At 43.7% G+C, this 17,072-nt stretch carries 13 protein-coding genes; 8 read left to right on the top strand and 5 right to left on the bottom strand.

Translation table 11 applies throughout. The features are described 5' to 3' along the window. The 3 genes from G625_RS0105535 (at window position 1) to deoC (ending at window position 3,239) form a co-directional block, all read left to right on the top strand. Window positions 1-732, top strand: coding sequence for an SWIM zinc finger family protein (locus G625_RS0105535; protein ID WP_029200319.1), 732 nt, complete (start codon window positions 1-3; stop codon window positions 730-732). A 239-nt stretch (window positions 733-971) separates the two neighbouring features. Further along, the gene (locus G625_RS0105530) at window positions 972-2,552 is read left to right on the top strand and encodes an ATP-binding protein (protein WP_029200318.1); all 1,581 of its coding nucleotides are present in this window, start codon (window positions 972-974) and stop codon (window positions 2,550-2,552) included. A gap of 42 nt (window positions 2,553-2,594) precedes the next feature. Continuing rightward, complete coding sequence (deoC, locus tag G625_RS0105525; RefSeq protein WP_029200317.1) at window positions 2,595-3,239, top strand: deoxyribose-phosphate aldolase; 645 nt, start codon at window positions 2,595-2,597, stop codon at window positions 3,237-3,239. Window positions 3,240-3,399: 160 nt separating this feature from the next. Here the strand turns inward: deoC and G625_RS0105520 are convergent, their stop codons facing one another. Next, entirely contained in the window at window positions 3,400-5,286 is a 1,887-nt protein-coding gene (locus G625_RS0105520) for a BglG family transcription antiterminator (protein WP_029200316.1), read from the bottom strand. A gap of 197 nt (window positions 5,287-5,483) precedes the next feature. On the opposite strand from G625_RS0105520, the gene G625_RS0105515 reads away from it, so the two are divergent. Together G625_RS0105515 and G625_RS0105510 are read left to right on the top strand one after the other, a co-directional pair. Next, window positions 5,484-6,932: a glycoside hydrolase family 1 protein gene (locus G625_RS0105515; RefSeq protein ID WP_029200315.1), complete on the top strand. Its 1,449-nt coding sequence runs from the start codon at window positions 5,484-5,486 to the stop codon at window positions 6,930-6,932. Window positions 6,933-6,991: 59 nt separating this feature from the next. Continuing rightward, window positions 6,992-8,344, top strand: coding sequence for a PTS transporter subunit EIIC (locus G625_RS0105510; RefSeq protein WP_029200314.1), 1,353 nt, complete (start codon window positions 6,992-6,994; stop codon window positions 8,342-8,344). Window positions 8,345-8,486: 142 nt separating this feature from the next. Here the strand turns inward: G625_RS0105510 and G625_RS0105500 are convergent, their stop codons facing one another. Beyond that, window positions 8,487-9,596 (bottom strand): hypothetical protein, encoded by a 1,110-nt coding sequence (locus G625_RS0105500; protein ID WP_029200313.1) that lies wholly within the window; start codon window positions 9,594-9,596, stop codon window positions 8,487-8,489. Between the two features lie 261 nt (window positions 9,597-9,857). Further along, window positions 9,858-10,250: a barstar family protein gene (locus G625_RS0105490; protein WP_029200311.1), complete on the bottom strand. Its 393-nt coding sequence runs from the start codon at window positions 10,248-10,250 to the stop codon at window positions 9,858-9,860. Between the two features lie 374 nt (window positions 10,251-10,624). On the opposite strand from G625_RS0105490, the gene G625_RS23220 reads away from it, so the two are divergent. Then, window positions 10,625-11,782, top strand: a complete 1,158-nt coding sequence (locus G625_RS23220; RefSeq protein WP_049895744.1) for a hypothetical protein — start codon at window positions 10,625-10,627, stop codon at window positions 11,780-11,782. A gap of 245 nt (window positions 11,783-12,027) precedes the next feature. Here G625_RS23220 and G625_RS18535 read toward each other — a convergent pair whose 3' ends face one another. After that, window positions 12,028-13,332, bottom strand: coding sequence for an EAL domain-containing protein (locus G625_RS18535; protein WP_198014865.1), 1,305 nt, complete (start codon window positions 13,330-13,332; stop codon window positions 12,028-12,030). Between the two features lie 205 nt (window positions 13,333-13,537). Further along, window positions 13,538-14,434: a TIGR01212 family radical SAM protein gene (locus tag G625_RS0105475; protein WP_029200310.1), complete on the bottom strand. Its 897-nt coding sequence runs from the start codon at window positions 14,432-14,434 to the stop codon at window positions 13,538-13,540. A gap of 177 nt (window positions 14,435-14,611) precedes the next feature. Here G625_RS0105475 and G625_RS0105470 point away from each other — a divergent pair, with 177 nt between their 5' ends. Together G625_RS0105470 and G625_RS0105465 are read left to right on the top strand one after the other, a co-directional pair. Further along, window positions 14,612-15,562 carry a TIM44-like domain-containing protein gene (locus tag G625_RS0105470; protein WP_029200309.1) on the top strand — a complete coding sequence of 317 codons (951 nt, stop codon included), beginning with the start codon at window positions 14,612-14,614 and terminating at the stop codon, window positions 15,560-15,562. A 169-nt stretch (window positions 15,563-15,731) separates the two neighbouring features. Beyond that, window positions 15,732-17,006, top strand: a complete 1,275-nt coding sequence (locus tag G625_RS0105465; RefSeq protein ID WP_044931742.1) for a chloride channel protein — start codon at window positions 15,732-15,734, stop codon at window positions 17,004-17,006. Window positions 17,007-17,072 lie beyond the last annotated feature (66 nt).

The following is a 17,072-nucleotide window of genomic DNA, read 5'->3' as shown; positions in this document are numbered from 1 at the left end:
ATGGCGAGATATTGGGACGATCATACGGTTTACTCTCAACCGTCTGCAGAAGAATTGAGGCGTAAGGCAAAAGAGAGTGCCTCAACAGCTAAAAAGAAAGGAAAAAACTATTCACCTATCATGCCTAAATCCAGACGCGGTGAGATATGTACCAGCTGGTGGGGACAGGCCTGGTGCCGGAATCTCGAGAGCTATGCGGATTACAGCAGCAGGCTTGACCGTGGAAAAGGCTATGTACGCTCCGGTACAGTTATCGATCTTCAGATTCATGACGGAAAGGTGCTTGCCAAAGTGCAGGGCAGAAGACGTTCACCTTACAATGTTGAGATCAGGATTGGCAGACTTTCTGAAGAAAACTGCCAGAAAATCATCGATAAATGCAGTACCAGGATAGAGAGTCTTGAGAAGCTGGTAAGTGGTGAATTCCCGGAAGAACTCAAGGAAGTATTCACTTCCGAAGGGGGACTTTTTCCGACTGTAAGGGAAATAAGCTTCGGCTGCAGCTGCCCGGACTGGGCTCTCATGTGCAAGCATGTAGCAGCTGTAATGTATGGAATCGGAGTGCGATTTGATGAGAACCCCTTTTATTTCTTCAGTCTTAGAGGCATAGACGTTGACAGATTTATCGGCGTCGCTCTGGAAAACAGAGTAGAAAAGATGCTTCAAAATGCTGAATGCAAAAGTGACAGAATAATTGACGAAGACATAAGCAGTCTGTTTGGTGTCATATGACAACAATGCAATTGGATTCATGGATTTCCAAACCTTTTTGTCGGATTGGAGAAAGACATCCGACGGTATTCTTATGCCGCTAAATAAGGAGCCAATTAGAGCTGCATCTGTGTGTCAGAAATAAACATTGAAAAACACGCGATTATAGATGAGAGGTGAGTACTAAATATAGGTTGAATTGTGAATAGACGTTGGCAATGATATAATTTTGCCAGGTTATTTCGAAGGAGGTCTGCAATATGGGAGAAGTGATCAGAAAATTACCTGTAGGTATACAGGGATTTATAAAAATCAGAACTGACAATTTTCTTTATGTTGATAAGACAGAGTTTATATACAGACTTGCTCATAATAACGTTCCGTACTTTTTGAGCAGACCCAGGAGATTTGGAAAAAGTCTTCTTCTTTCTTCCATGAAGGCATATTGGGAGGGTAAGAAAGAATTATTTGAGGGTCTTGCAATAGAAGAACTGGAAAAGAATAATTTGGATGCATGGAAGAAATATCCTGTATTTTATTTTGATTTTAACGGAGCAAACTATCAGACTGAAGGAGCTTTGGAGCAGAAGTTATCTTTTATGCTTTCGGAATGGGAAGAGGAGTATGGCTATGAAAACCAAGCTAATGCTTTAGGAGAAAGATTTCAGAAGCTTCTCATAAAAGCAAAGGAAAAGACAGGCCTTCGTTCTGTGGTTTTGGTTGATGAATATGATAAACCACTGCTTGATGTAATTAATAAAAAGGAACTTCAGGATCATAATAAAGAGGTGTTTAAGGGCTTTTTCAGTGTTCTGAAAAGCTGCGATGAATCAATCCAGTTCATATTTATTACCGGTGTAACTAAATTCCATAAGGTCAGCATTTTTAGTGATTTAAATCAGCTTAAGGATATTTCTATGGATAAAGAATATGCTACGTTATGTGGGATTACAGATGGTGAGATTAGTGATTTCTTTGACCCGGAAGTTCATATGCTGGCGGATAGACAGGGGCTAAACACTGATGAATGTCTGAGTACAATCAAACAACAATATGATGGCTATCATTTCCATCCTTCGGCTGAAGGTGTTTATAACCCGTTCAGTTTATTAAATGCATTCTTTTCAAAGGATTTTGGTTCTTACTGGTTTGAAACTGGAACACCAACATTCCTTTTGAGTAAGATAAAGGATAGCGGATTTGAAGTTCAAAAATTTACAAACAGGACTATTTTTGCAAATGAAGCTACCCTAAAGGATTATACCGGAGATACTTTGGATCTGGTTCCACTTCTCTATCAAACAGGATATCTTACAATAGCTGATTATGATAAAAAACGCAGAAGATACACATTATGCTTTCCGAATGATGAAGTGAAATATGGTTTCATCGAAAGCCTTTTAAAATATTATGTCCCAAAAGCAACACCCGGCAATGGTCTCGATATCTTTACTTTGGATGATTACATTGAAAATGGGCAGTTGGATAAGATAAGAGACGTGCTAACGGGATTATTTGCCAGTATTACCTATACGAGAGAAGATGATCCCTTTGAGCATTATTTTCAGTCGGTTGTCTATTTGCTCGCCATACTTCTGGGAAGGTATGTTGACTGCGAAAGACAGATTTATGATGGGCGCATTGATTTGTGCATAAGGACAGATAAATATATCTATCTGTTTGAGTTTAAGAGAGATGATACAGCCGAGGCTGCTCTTGCTCAGATTGATACAAAGGATTATGCACTGCCGTATATTGCAGACGAAAGAAAACTATATAAGATTGGTGTAACATTTGATTCAAAATCAAGAAAACTTGTAGGGTGGAAGGTGGCAGAATAATTAAATTTTGCTTCAAATAGCATAATACGAGGAGACAAAGATATGAATATCGAAAAAATGATCGATCATACAATGCTTAAGGCAGATGCAACCACAGAAACCATTAAAAGATATTGCAGTGAAGCAAAGAAGTATGGCTTTGCATCTGTATGTGTTAATACTTGTCACGTACCACTTGTGGCAGAGGAGCTTAAGGGCAGCGACGTAAAAGTCTGCTGCGTTGTGGGATTCCCTCTCGGAGCCATGAGTACTGCAGCAAAGGCATTTGAGGCAAAGACAGCGGTTCAGGATGGAGCTGATGAGGTTGACATGGTCATAAATGTCGGTGGCATGAAAGACAGAAACTATGAAATGGTGAAAGCCGATATCAAGGCAGTGGTTGATGCAAGTGAAGGCAGAACCGTGAAGGTTATAATCGAAACCTGCCTGCTCACAAAGGATGAGATCGTGAAGGCCTGTGAGCTTTCGGTTGAAGCCGGAGCTTCCTTTGTAAAGACTTCAACAGGCTTTTCCACCGGCGGAGCCCTTGCATCGGATGTTGCTCTCATGAAAAAGACTGTTGGCGACCGCGCAAAGGTCAAGGCAAGCGGCGGAATCAGGACCTATGAGCAGGCTATGGAGCTTATTAACGCCGGTGCTGACCGCATCGGCGCCGGAAATGGTGTGATACTACTCGCCAAAGAGTGACAGTCATATCAAAGCATAAGTCTGTATTAAAATCCCATAATACATAAACCGGGTCATACTTGCATGAAATAATGTATGATTACGATTGTGATAATGTTCAAAATGGGTCATTTCAGCGATTTAACAATACTTAACGTGTCAGAACTTATTATTTGTTGTATCAGGTGAGTCCGTCAATTCTACCCGGCAAAAGCAGTTCTTTTATGCAGCTGTAGAATTGTCGGATTTCCTGTTGACAGGTGTTGGTCCCGGAATCATACGACGTAGTTTCCCCGATGCCTTTTGAACCACTGTAATAATCGGAGATAACCAGCGAGTGCACATTGCTTCCGCGATAAGTGAGAAGAGCTTCAAGGTTATAAACTCTTATACTGTTTTGATAGTTTCCGGAAGCATTTTCTGCATGAATATGGGGGATAAGCAGTACGTCCGTATCCAATACGAACTCGTATCTTTCATCATTGACCAGGTTGTCATCGCCGGATTTCTCACCCAAAGTCTTAAGAAGCTCCGGGATTCCTTTGCAGCTCTTTATCTTTTCAGCCGGCACCGTAAATGTTGTCACATACTTTTCTATTGATGATGCCAATGTATCCGTCCTTCGTTTCTCAAGTATCTTACGGATTTTTCTGTCGATGTTATCGAACTCGCTATCCAGCTCCAGAGGTTTAACAAGTATAGATTCCGGGCAGGATAGTGCCATGGTGGGGCTTGCGGTAAGTATAAGCATTCGCTCCATATCGAGAAGGCTGGTTGAGCTGTCCGTCCCGTCCATCCACCGGTAATGCTCGATTATCGAAACATCTTCGATAGTTCCGGGAAATCTATCCATAAGCCATTGCTTCATAGGCCAGACAAGGCTGGGATTTTTCGAGGTGACTATGGCGCACTGTATACCTTCGGCTTTTTCTTTTAACCCCATTGCAATGTATAAGGCCACAAGCGTGACTTCGGTTTCAGGAATCCTGAACCCGAAGCTTTTTTCAAAACATGACACCACGATATGCGTCGCCAGGGGATAAGCCCTGTTTATCTCTCGTTTATTGTAGTTACTTATGTGGTGTCCCACATCAGTCCTCTGATAAAGCTTCCAGATATGAAGAAGCAGTCGGTTCTTATCCTCCTCTTTCAGCTTCGGTACGATGCCGAAGGTTTCTTTGATATTATCCAGAAAAAGCAGATATTTAGGTTCCCATTCCAGAATCCAGCCCATTTTTTCGGAAGAAACGTCCATTAGAAAAGTCGGAAGTTCATTAAGCTTTGCCTGAAGATCCTGCTTCTCTGACTCCGAAAAGCTTGTACCGGTGACCTTCCTTATACCGTCCAGAATTTCCTCCATAAGGGATGAAATCCTGAGTCCATGGGTTATTTCTTCAAGCTCATATCCGAGATCATTTCTGATTAGGGAAAGAATCACATACCTTCTGAAATTCCGCAGTGCTTCCCCTGACACATGATATTTATGTGCTACAAAAAGCTTCGTGAAATATCCCTTTAAAAGCTTATCAAGCCCTCTGTATTTTGCACCCACCTCAGGCGCATAAAGATTTACAGAGTCAATATCAAAGACCTTGGTGAGATACTGCCTTTTTTCAAATTCCGGCAGATCTATCCGAAGTCCCTTTGTTTTACTTATGGTTATGATCTTTTTTAAAACCTTCGAACTTTCGATGGTTCTGAACACGGTTCCTTTGGAAAGAAAAAGTTTTCCGGCAAGGGCTTCCATGCTTATGTAAGCTTTTTCAAATATCAGAGCCGCAAGAATATCATTGACCCGCTTCTCCGGCATGATCATGGTCTGCCGATCCTCCGCGAGTTCCAGTATCAGTGCTCTGGCCTTTGAACTGAAGTCCTTTGCGACATAACCATGCTTTCCGACATTGACAATGCAGGCCCCATCCTCAAGTGAGTCATTGATATCCTTTATCTCGTTCTGAAGTGTTCTTAATGAGATATTGCTCTGAGCGGCAAGTCTCTCCGCATCAACTCCGCCTGAGTGGTTAAGAAGATATGAAATGATGTAAATCTGTCGGTTTGTCAATACCATAGGGTTCAGCTCCGGCCATTCCATTTTTTGCATTAAAAATTTGCAATTAATGGAATGGATTAATTATTTATAAACTTTTAATCTATATACAGTCAGTTGCAGATGTATGCGGAGCCCATTATCTGATTGAGGCATCCGCAAAGTATAAAAACATGATGTCTGCATCATACCATAAATTTCAGTAAGGAGGGCGTTAAATGAAGTTTCCTTCAAATTTTCTCTGGGGAGGAGCATTAGCTGCTAATCAGTGCGAGGGTGCCTGGGACGTGGACGGCAGAGGACTCAGCGTCCAGGACGTGCAGGCCTTTAAACCAAACGTTGATCAGAAGAATCTGAAAGCACATACTTCAGTTACATTGGAAGGACTTAAACAGGCTGCACTGGAAACAGATACAACCTACTATCCAAAGCGTCACGGCATAGATTTTTATCATCATTATGAAGAGGATCTGGATCTTTTTCAGGAGATGGGCTTTAAAATTTTGAGAGTATCCATCGCCTGGACCCGTCTCTATCCAACCGGTCATGAGACAGAGGCCAATGCTAATGGCGTGGAATTCTATCACAGGCTTTTCAGTGCCATGAAGGCACGAGGCATTGAACCCATGGTTACGCTCCATCATTACGAGATGCCTCTGGCACTTGCCTTTGAAGGTAACGGCTGGGTATCCAGGAATGTTATCGATATGTTCCTGAGATTCTGCGAGACCTGCTTCAGAGAATACGGTCAGTATGTAAAATACTGGATGGGATTTAATGAAATCGACAGCTGCGGAAGACACCCGTTTACCTCTGCGGGAATCATTCCGGAACTCAGTACAGAGGGTATGGATCAGGCCTGCTATCAGGCACTTCACCATCAGTTCGTGGCATCAGCATTGGCAACGAAGATGCTTCATGAAATGGTGCCGGGTGCGATGATGGGATGCATGCTCACAAAGCTTACCTGTTATCCTTATACCTGTGAGCCCATGGATGCATTGGCAACCCAGAAGAGAAACCTTGAGAATCTGAGCTACACAGATGTTCTTGTATTCGGTGAGTATCCGAAAATGATCCTTCGTGATCTGGAGAAGAGAAACATTAAGATAGCCATGGAGCCGGGCGACCTTGAGGTAATTAAACAGTACACCTGCGATTATGTAAGCTTCAGCTACTACATGAGTATGACGGAATCGGTTTCCCCGGACGCTCCGAGAACCCCGGGAAATACAGTACTTGGCGTAAAGAATCCATATCTTAAGTCCAGCGAGTGGGGCTGGCAGACAGACCCTGTGGGACTGAGATATTCACTCATCGAGATGTATGACAGATATAAAAAACCGATCTTCGTGGTAGAAAACGGACTTGGTGCCAGGGATAAGGTTGAAGAAGACGGAAGCATTCACGATGAATACAGAATCGAATACTTCAGACGCCACTTCGAAGAAATGGCAAAGGCAATCGATGACGGCGTAGAAATGCTCGGCTACACCAGCTGGGGACCCATCGATATCATCAGCGCCTCCGGCAACCAGATGAGCAAACGCTACGGCTTCATCTACGTCGACCAGGACGACCTCGGAAACGGAACGTTGCAGCGCTCCCGAAAAGACAGTTTCTACTGGTACAAGAAGGTTATTGAAACCAATGGAGAAGAATTGTAAATAGAAAGAAAAACTCGTAGGAAAAAGCAAGGGATTCATATCAAATAAGGAGATAAACTATGAAGAAAGAACTTGATTTCACAACCATGGCACCTGCAATCGTTGCAGCAGTAGGCGGTGCCGGCAACATTAAAACCCACACACACTGTATGACCAGACTCCGCCTGGTACTTAACGATAAGACAAAGGCAAACGAAGAAGCTCTTAAGGCAATCGACGGAGTTAAAGGCGTAGTTGACCAGGCAGGACAGTACCAGATCGTCATCGGACCGTCAGTAGAGCAGCTTTACAACGAGATGCTCCCGCTTCTTCCCGCCGGCGGCCAAGAGGCACCTGTTCAGGAGAATCTTGATGAAAAGACAAATGAGAATGTAGTGAGCAGGATATTTGCCTTTATCTCAGGCTGTATCACTCCGACAATCCCTGTACTCATCGGCTCCGGACTTATTTCGGCGCTTCTTTCGATCGTTAAGTTCATGAATCCGGCTGCAGCAGAGAGCAGCACATATATGCTCATCAATACACTTGCACAGGCAGCCTACAGCTACCTGCCGGTAATGGTAGCCTTTGCGGCAGCCCGCCGTCTCAAGACCAATGAATATGTAGCGGCCTTTGTTATGCTTGCCCTTTGCTCCGGCTCCATCTCCGGTGTTGAGGAACTGAACCTTTTCGGCATTGCCCTCACAAAGGTTAGCTACACATCAAACATCGTTCCCGCGCTTCTCATGGTGCCTGTTATGGCAGCGCTTGACAAACAGATCATGAAGGTACTTCCTGATGCGGTTAAGTCGATCCTTCGTCCCTTTATCCTTGGCATGGTAATGTTTATCCTTACACTTCTCATCCTTGGACCTATCGGAACTATCATCGGTATGGCACTTGCAAACTTCTGCGTATGGCTTACAAGCTTCGGCGGACTTAGCATGGCAGTTCTTTCAGCATTACATCCGCTTCTCGTTATGGTTGGAATGCACACCATCATCACTCCTCTTATCGTAAACGAGATTACAACCTATGGTTCATCACTTCTCTTTACCAAGGCCCTCGCAGCTAACCTTGCCATCGCTGGCGCAGCTCTTGCTGTGGGCGTTAAGGCCAAAAAGGCAGAGAATAAGCAGACAGGAATCTCAACAGGCGTAACAGCACTCCTTTCAGTAACCGAGCCTGCACTTTACGGTTGTCTAATCCGTCTGAGAAAGCCACTTATCTCAGCCATCATTGCAGCAGCCATCACAGGTGTATTTGTAGGTATGTTTGATGTTCGTGCCTACGCTACCGCATCCTGCTCATTCCTTACACTTCCGATCTTCCTCGGTGGCACAATGCAGAACTTTGTCTTTGCCTGCATTGCAGCAGTACTTGCAACAGTTCTTGGATTTGTCATCACCTGGATAGTTGGTTTTGATGAGTGATATGATACATTGGAATTTGGTATAATGTCAGAGCCGGAGGGCATACGTTTTAAATGGATGCCCTCCGGCTTTTTACAAGAATAGAGTCAAAGGGGACGGTTCTCGCCGGCGAGAACCGTCCCCTTTGTTTCAGCTTTGTATTTTATGCAGTATAGCCGTAGGGGCTGTAGTTTGAAACCCAGACACCGGAGGAGTTTACATAATATCCGTCAGGGGTTGTTGTGTTAGTGAGCATTGCTCCGTCAGCGCCGCAATAGTAGTACTGGTAGTCCCAAAGGATCCAGCCGGTCTTCATGTAGCCGTAGGAATTGAAATAATAGAACTTACCGTTTATCTGTTGCCAGCCGTTGGAGGTCCAGGAACCGTCTGCATTTCTGTACCACCAGCCGTACTGATCCTGTATCCACTGGCCGCCTGTTGAATTCGCCAGGGTATTGGCCAATGTTGTGGGACCGTATACGGTTGAACCTGTAAGACCTGTTACATAGGAACTTGAGGTAGAAGAGGTAGTGCTGTTGATACTTGAGTTATATTTGGAGTAAATGTAGTTTGCCTCAGTTTCCGTCACATATATATCATCGGACTCTTCCCAGTCACCCTTATGGGAGCTTGTGTATATTGCGCGTACCTTGTAACTGTAAGTACCTGCGGATGTAAAATAGTTAGCAAAGCTGTAATAGGTATTTGTGGTTGTTACGGTTGTAAGAAGAGAGCTGCCTTTGTAAAGCTTTACCTCATATTTTTTTGCGCATTCGGCAGCTGTCCAGTCTGCAATACCGTTTCCGGACTGCCAGTCTGCATCATCTATATCAAGATCGAGAGAACTTGACCAGTTGGTGTAAACTTCATCAAGATCCTTAAGCGTATAAACGATAGTAAGGTATCCGTGGCCGCTTCCGCCTGAAACTGATGTGACTGAACCGTCATCACCGGTTACCGTGACATCGGATTTCGTGATATTCCACTTATAATCATCGCTGTCTTCAAGCTGGAGCTTGATCTGTACCTTTGGGTTATCATCTTCTTCCCAGCCATCACTCGGTGTATTTGTAATGGTCGCACTGTAAACATCATATAATGAAGAACTTGTTGTAACCTCTACATCGCTGGAAGTCGAACCGATGGAAAGATCGGTTGCCACATTGATGGTTACCGAAGAAATCGCAGTTCTGCTGTCTGCATATGCCGGAATGGAAGTTCCTGCTATCATGGCAGCAGCTGTTAATGCTGCTAATGCATGTTTTGTATTCATTTTTAGCCTCCTTAGGTTTTATCTTTTAATTCATATGATCAAACCTTTTTTGTTCTCAGCCGATATTCCTATACAGGAAAGTGATCTGCAATCCCACACAGGTTTTGTAACTGATGGCATCATGATAACAATGCATGCTGAAGTGAAACTGAAAAAAAGATACTTGAATTTTAAGAAAACATGACGAATATTGGAACAGCGAAAATCCAAGGGGCCAAAAGAAAAGCAGGATGCCGGTCAAGGCACCCTGCAAAATCCCATTTACATATCAATCTTATCATAACTGTCGCTGTCGCTGTAATTATCATCCGGATCGGAATAGTCATCGCCGCTGGAATCATATTCAGCCTCCTCGGAATTGTCATATTCATCCTCCGATTCATCTTCGGAAGAGAATCGTACCTCGAAATCCGGTATGTCCACCATCAGGGCTTTAAGAGTATGCTTAAACTTCTTAAAGAACTGAGGCTCAGACTCAGCAAGCTCCTCAAAGTTTTTCACCACAAGTTCACTATCCTCCAGGATTTCGCTAAAATCTTCATATAGACCATCCAGACTTCTTTCAAAATAGCTGGACACCGGAAGCTGATCAACGATGGCGTCAAATAATTCATCACGATCTGTTACATCGCTAAGGTCAAGAACATACTTCATGGGTTCCTCCGTAAGAACATTAATTCCTTGCTGAAACAATAGTAAAACTGTATTTATAGGTGTGACAGGTTTTGCCACACTGAAACTCACTGTACATATATCTATTTACGACAATATTCCGAAAATGATTATACCCGGATTAAAAAAATTATAGGCTATTTATCTTTTTGTAATAAAAAGTCAGATTACCGTACCCTAAAAGACAAAGAAAAAACCCCGGAATATGTTAAAATAAGCTTACAAGTGACATGTTGTCACTTTAAAAGACAGGTAATGACGGGAATATAGGTAGATAGTGAAAATACTTTTCATTACTGTTTGTGCCGCCGGTTCAAAGCGGCGGAAAACATGCATTTATAGATGAGGAAAATAAAATGAAAAAGACATTTTGTGGAGCCATAGGGCTTTTGACCGGGCTTATACTGTGTTCCGTTACAGCATTGGCACAGGAATACAGCAGCGTATCCATATCGGTTACTAAAAACGGAAGCAGTTTTTCAGTGTCAAATTATTCAGCTCTTTCAGGGTATAAGGTTTCTTCTTCAAGTAAGAACGACGATATACTGACCATCAAAATGAGCGCCGGGTCGGGTAATTCCTGGTCGAGTAAAATGAAGAAGAGCGGAGTCAGCATTTTTGGTGATTATACAAACTCGGATATCGAGGAATTTGAAAGGGTCTCAAGCTCACAGATAACCATCAAGCTTGATGTGTCTGAGGATGCAGGCAACTCCGCATATGTGGAAACCACCGACAAGGATTCTGTTAATGTTTCATCCTCCACAAGCTCAAAGAAGTCGGGCAGCTCATCCGGCAGTTCTTCAAGCAGCAAAAAATCCTCGAAGAGCACAAAAGTGACGGATGTAACCCTGAACGCAGAAACCGGTCGGGTAACCTGGAGTGGAAATGCCGATGAGTACGACATCATTTTTTATAAGGATGGTGTAAATATAACAAAGGTATCAACCAAAAAAGAAAAATATGATTTCCACAATTATTTCTCTGATGCCGGCATTTATTCTGTGGCGGTCAGGGCGGACAATGGCTCCGATGACAGAGGGAATTATGCCATTTCCAATGTCCTTAACCTGACTTCCGAACAGGCGGCTGCCATAAAGGCCAATATCTTCGGAACAGAGACAGTGACTGAAGAAGGTACTGCAGCTTCATCCTATACAACATTATCCCCTACGGCGGATACCAACGGAAGCTGGCAGCTTGACCAAAACGGATGGTGGTATCTCAATTCCGACGGCAGCTATACAGTCAACAACTGGCAGCAGATAGGAGATAAGTGGTATTATTTCAACCAAAACGGTTACATGCAGACCGGATGGGTTTTGTGGCAGGGGGTTTACTATTATCTCGGGGACTACGGAATGCTGACCAATTCATGGACGCCGGACGGTTATTATGTGGGAAATGACGGCAGATGGCTGGAAGCTCTAGGACATAACCCCTCATACGGAATCCAGCAGAATGGGGCTTACGACATGACCTCTCAAATGATACTTGGAAATCAGACCGGGTAAAAGAAAACCCGCCGGCAGACGATTCAACCCCGGATGGGAACTGCAAAACCAGAGGGGACGGTTCTCCTGGTTTTGGATTAGACATAACTCAAGGCATAGAAAAGGAGCCCTTCGGGCTCCTTTTAGTGGTATCGGTTCAGACGGTGGGCCGGGGGGACGGGGTTGGTGGTCCATTTTCCTAAAATGGACCACCAACCCCGTCCCCCCTGGTTCACCGTCTGAACTGTTAATTTTAGTGTTATGTATTATGCGGTTTCCGTAACAAGATCTCTTGTGGTTTTCGGATGAGATCCGTGAGTTGAAGTCTTCTCAAGATTATATTCTTTAAGTACGGTCTCGAATTTATCAACCGGCACAGGTTTTGAGAAGTAAAAGCCCTGGAAAAGGTCGCATCCGTTTATCTTTAAAAAGGCTGCCTGCTCCTGAGACTCCACGCCCTCTGAAATAACCTGCATATCAAGACGTTTAGCCATTTCGATGATAGAATCGATGATTATCTGGGAACGGATGAGATCCTTACTGTCATGTAAAAATCCCATATCCAGTTTAAGTATATCCGCCCGGATATTTTTCAGCATATTCAGTGATGAATAGCCGCTCCCGAAATCATCAATCTCGATGGCAAAGCCTGCATTATGAAGTCTCGAGATCATGTCGATGTAAAGATCAGAATTGTTGACGAAGCTGGATTCGGTTATCTCTACGTTCATTTTGTCAGGAGAGATGTCGTATTTTTCAATCAGCTCTGTCAGTTTTTTCTCTATATCAATATAGTAAAGATCCTTCGGAGAAATGTTGACCGAAAGGCTCAGGTTTTTCTTTTCCGGATCGTTTTTCCACTGAGCCAGAAGCTTTGCGGCGTTTTCCCACATATAAAGATCCAGCTTCCATATAAGCTCGGATTCCTCGAGTATCTTTATGAACTGTGAAGGAGAAAGGATAGTCCCGTCTTTCAGATTCCATCTGGCTAATGCTTCAGCACTCATGATCTCACCCTTGGTATTGGCCTGAGGCTGCAGATACATGACAAAATCCTCATTTTCCAGGGCGCTTTCGAATTCGTTGATGATTTTTTTGTTATAGATCCGGCTTTCCATTATGGATTCGTTATACCATGCTACAGACAGAGGCTCGTCTATCCTGATGGATTTAAGGGCGAGCTTTGCCCTGTCACACATGGAATATATCTCCATCTGAGGATCGACGATTTCGTAAATGCCTAACTGGATATGGATGCGGAATTTTGTCGTGGTTATAAGCCGGGAACAGATAACCGGTAAATTTGAAAAATCCGTAGTTGAGAATCTGTCCTTCTCCACCAGAATAACAAACTGATCTACCGCTATCTGACTGTAAGCGGCATAGGAGTCTCTGTGATCAAATAAGAAATTCTCAATACAGGACAAGATCTCATTTCCTTTTTGAAATCCGAACAACTGATTGACCAGCTTGAAATCCCTGATGTTTGAGCGCACTAAAAGATACCTTCTATCCGGATATTTATCCAGGATACTTCTGGCTATTTTTGCAAAGTTAATCATACTATTCATTTTACTCTCAGTCATTTTATTTCCCCAATGAATTTCCAATATCCCCCCAAATATTAAAAATCCATTCTCAAGTGTCATAATTAAGATATTAAGCTAATTTTAACTTAAGGAATTGAGATTAGGCAACAGGATTTTTCGAAATTTTTAATAAATATATGTCATACGGTTGCTATATAGCCCTATTTTATATCAAAGCGCCATTTATTTATGAAAGTTTTATCGCGCGATTAAGCGTATTTAAAACTTTTTTCTTATCTCCGGACCATAAAGGAGCCAGAAGAAGCTTTTTTGGTCCGTCTCCGGTTATACGGTGCACTACGGTCTCTTTCGGTAAAAGCTTTAAACATTTGACTACAAGATCGCAGTATTCCTGAAGCTCCATAACATGAAAGGGCTCATGAAGATAATCTTCCCCCAGCCGGGTTCCTTTCAGTACATGGAGCAGCTGCAGCTTGATACCGTCAAGCACGGGCGAAAGAGAAGAGAGATATCTTATGGTTTCCAGCATATCCGTTTCGGTTTCCCAGGGAAACCCCAGGATGACATGGACGATGACAGTAAGACCGGCTTCCTTCAGCTTTCTGTAGGTATCTTCAAAAACCGGCAGAGGATATCCTCTGTTTATACGTTTGGCAGTGCTTTCATGTATGGACTGAAGCCCCAGTTCCACCCAAATCTTTTTGCCGTACTTTGTCTGAAGGTTTTTCAATGCCTCAAGCATATCGTCCTTTATGCAGTCCGGTCTTGTTCCGATGGATAATGCAACCACCCGGTCATCACTGAGAGCCTCTTCATACAAAGCCCTGAGCTTAGCTGTGTCTCCGTAGGTGTTTGTGTAGGACTGAAAATAGGCTATGAATTTATGTTCTTTTCCGGCAGGCAGCTTTTGTTCAACTTTTTTTATGGCAATGTCTATCTGTTCCTTTACCGGAAGCAGCGGAGTGGCAAAATCTCCCGAGCCGCCTTCGGAACAGAAGATGCAGCCTCCCACGGACAGGGTTCCGTCCCTGTTAGGACAGGTGCAGCCGGATTGAAGAGAAATCTTATAAACCTTTTGACCGTAGGTCTGTTTTAGATAGTCTGAAAGAGATAAATAATTCATTAAAAAAACCGTTATATATAATGTATTCAAAAAATGCTAAACTAAGAAGCAGGTAGATTACGGATGCGGTTATATTAATGTTTTTGTCCGGGAATTCATGAAGGAAGGGAACCTGAACATTATCCTGATCATCCGATGAACTTGTTTCCTACATTATATTACAGGAGTATGAGATTTATGAAAAATAAGTTTAAACGGAAGCTTATAAGTTTTTTTCTGGTGGGAATGCTTATAGCGGCTTTTGCATTAACCGGACGCGCAGACTTTGGCAGCTTTTCAGGCGATTCCGATTACAGCTCAGGAGGCTGGGACAGCGGCTCAAGCTGGGACAGTGGTTCAAGCTGGGACAGCGGCTCAAGTTCAAGTGGCTACAGCTCGGGTGGCTACAATTCCTACTATAACGTACCGGAAGCAGAAGGTTTTGACGCAGTTTACATCATTGCCGTAATCGTTTTCATTATACTTTTAGTATATTTTATGAGAGCGAATGCGAAGATGAATTCCGTCCACGCAAACAAGCCGGTTAATATCAATACAAGGAGACAGGCACCTAAGGGTAAACCTGTCGATACCTACAAAGAGATCGATCCTGACTTTGACAGCGTGGCCCTGGCATCAAAGCTTTCCAATGTCTATGTGAAGCTTCAGAACGCATGGCAGTCAAAGGATATTTCCGAAGTACGTCCATATCTTACCGACAGTTTCTATACACAGGCGGATCGTCAGCTTGATGCTTTAAGAAGAAACAGGCAGACGAATTATATCGAGAGAATCGCTGTTCTTTCGGTTGAACCTATGACCTGGTATCAGGAAAATGGCATGGATCACATTGTCTGCGAAGTACGGTCACGTATTGTGGATTATACGGTTGATGACGAGACAGGAGCATTGATCTCAGGCGATAAGAACAGAGAAAAATTCATGACCTATGAGTATGATCTCTGCAGAAAGACCGGAATCAGGACATCCACAGAAACGGGACTTAAGTCAGTGGTATGTCCTCATTGCGGAGCACCTCTTGATATCAATCAGACAGCAAAATGTCCATATTGCGGATCTATCATAACCATAGAAAATGAAGACTGGGCTATCGACAACATTAAGGGCATTGCTCAGCAGACAGTTTAATCATCATAAATATCTGCCCACGATTTGTCTTTTGATCGTGGGAGCCGCGCGCATATGAGCGGTTCAGAAGAAGCCATTAGGATTATTTCATTGTTATTATCTCAGGGAAATGTTTTGGATAACATTTCCCTGAAAATCTGAGTATGTATCAAGAAAAAGGAATAAGAAAATGTTTATTAAATTATCTAAGCAAACCGGGATTTTATTTGAGAAATTCTTCATCAATCTGAAATGGATGATATTTGGAGTTATTTGCGGAGCCTTAATAGGGACTGTGGCTGCATTATTCGGTAAGGCCATTTCCTATGTTACCGCCCTGAGGACAGCTCATTCGGCGATTCTTTTCGGATTGCCGCTTGCAGGTGTTGCCATCGTCTGGTATTACCATATCCTCGGAGCGGATTCGCCGAGAGGAACAAACCTGGTCATAGATTCCATACATAACGATCAGAAGGTTCCTTTTCGCATGACACCGCTTATCATAGTTTCAACTGTAGTAACTCACTTATTCGGAGGTTCCGCCGGAAGAGAAGGAGCGGCGCTTCAGGTTGGCGGTTCTCTTGGGGATGCCCTCGGAAGACTGCTTATAGGATTTAATGATAAAGACCGGAGACGTACCATCATGTGTGGCATGAGTGCTTCCTTTGCGGCATTGTTCAGAACGCCGTTGGCAGCCTCGGTCATGCCCATAGAGATGAGTACCGTGGGAGTGATGTATTACTCCGCATTTATGCCCTGTGTGGTTGCTGCTCTTACGGCACATGTTGTTGCCGGTATCATCAATCCGGGTTCCGAAGAAACCATGGTGATCGCGAATGTGCCGGAGTTTTCATTTAAACAGGGCGGACTGACGGTCCTTTTTGCAATTTTTTGCTCCCTGGTGGCAGTACTTTTCTGCGCAGTTCTTCACAGCACAAAAAAGCTTGCAAAGCTGACTGTCAAAAACAATTATTTAAGAGCCGCGGCCTGCGGTGTAATTGTGGTTGTACTTACCTTGATAGTGGGCTCCCAGACCTACAACGGTGCCGGTGCGGCTATCATAGAAGCTTGTGTTCTTGACGGAGCATTTAAGATAGTGCCCTACGCATTTTTGCTGAAAATGCTCTTCACCGCTGTAACACTTTCCGGAGGCTTTCAGGGTGGCGAAATCGTACCCACACTGTTCGTGGGCGCCACCTTTGGACATGCAGTTGCTGTTTTTTTCGGAATGTCTCCCACCATGGGCGCAGCCCTTGGTGCAACCTTCGTTTTCTGCGGAGTGACAAACTGCCCCATGACCTCGATCCTGATCGGCTTCGAACTCTTCGGCTTCGAACTCTCACCATTCATCCTTTTGGGCGTAGCAATCACTTTCCTCTTTTCGGGAAATTACGGCCTCTACGGCTCTCAAAAGATCCGCTACAGCAAGTACGACCCTGGAAGGGTTGATATCAACGCACATTAAACCCGGTAGGGAGCCAGTAAAGTAGGAGCCGGAGGGCATCCATTTGAATGCGTTGAGCTGAGTCGA

This window comes from Oribacterium sp. NK2B42 (genome assembly GCF_000424445.1).
Lineage (GTDB): Bacteria > Bacillota > Clostridia > Lachnospirales > Lachnospiraceae > Oribacterium.
Note: the sequence above shows the minus strand (reverse complement) of the source record. Positions and strands in the feature narration are given on the sequence as shown.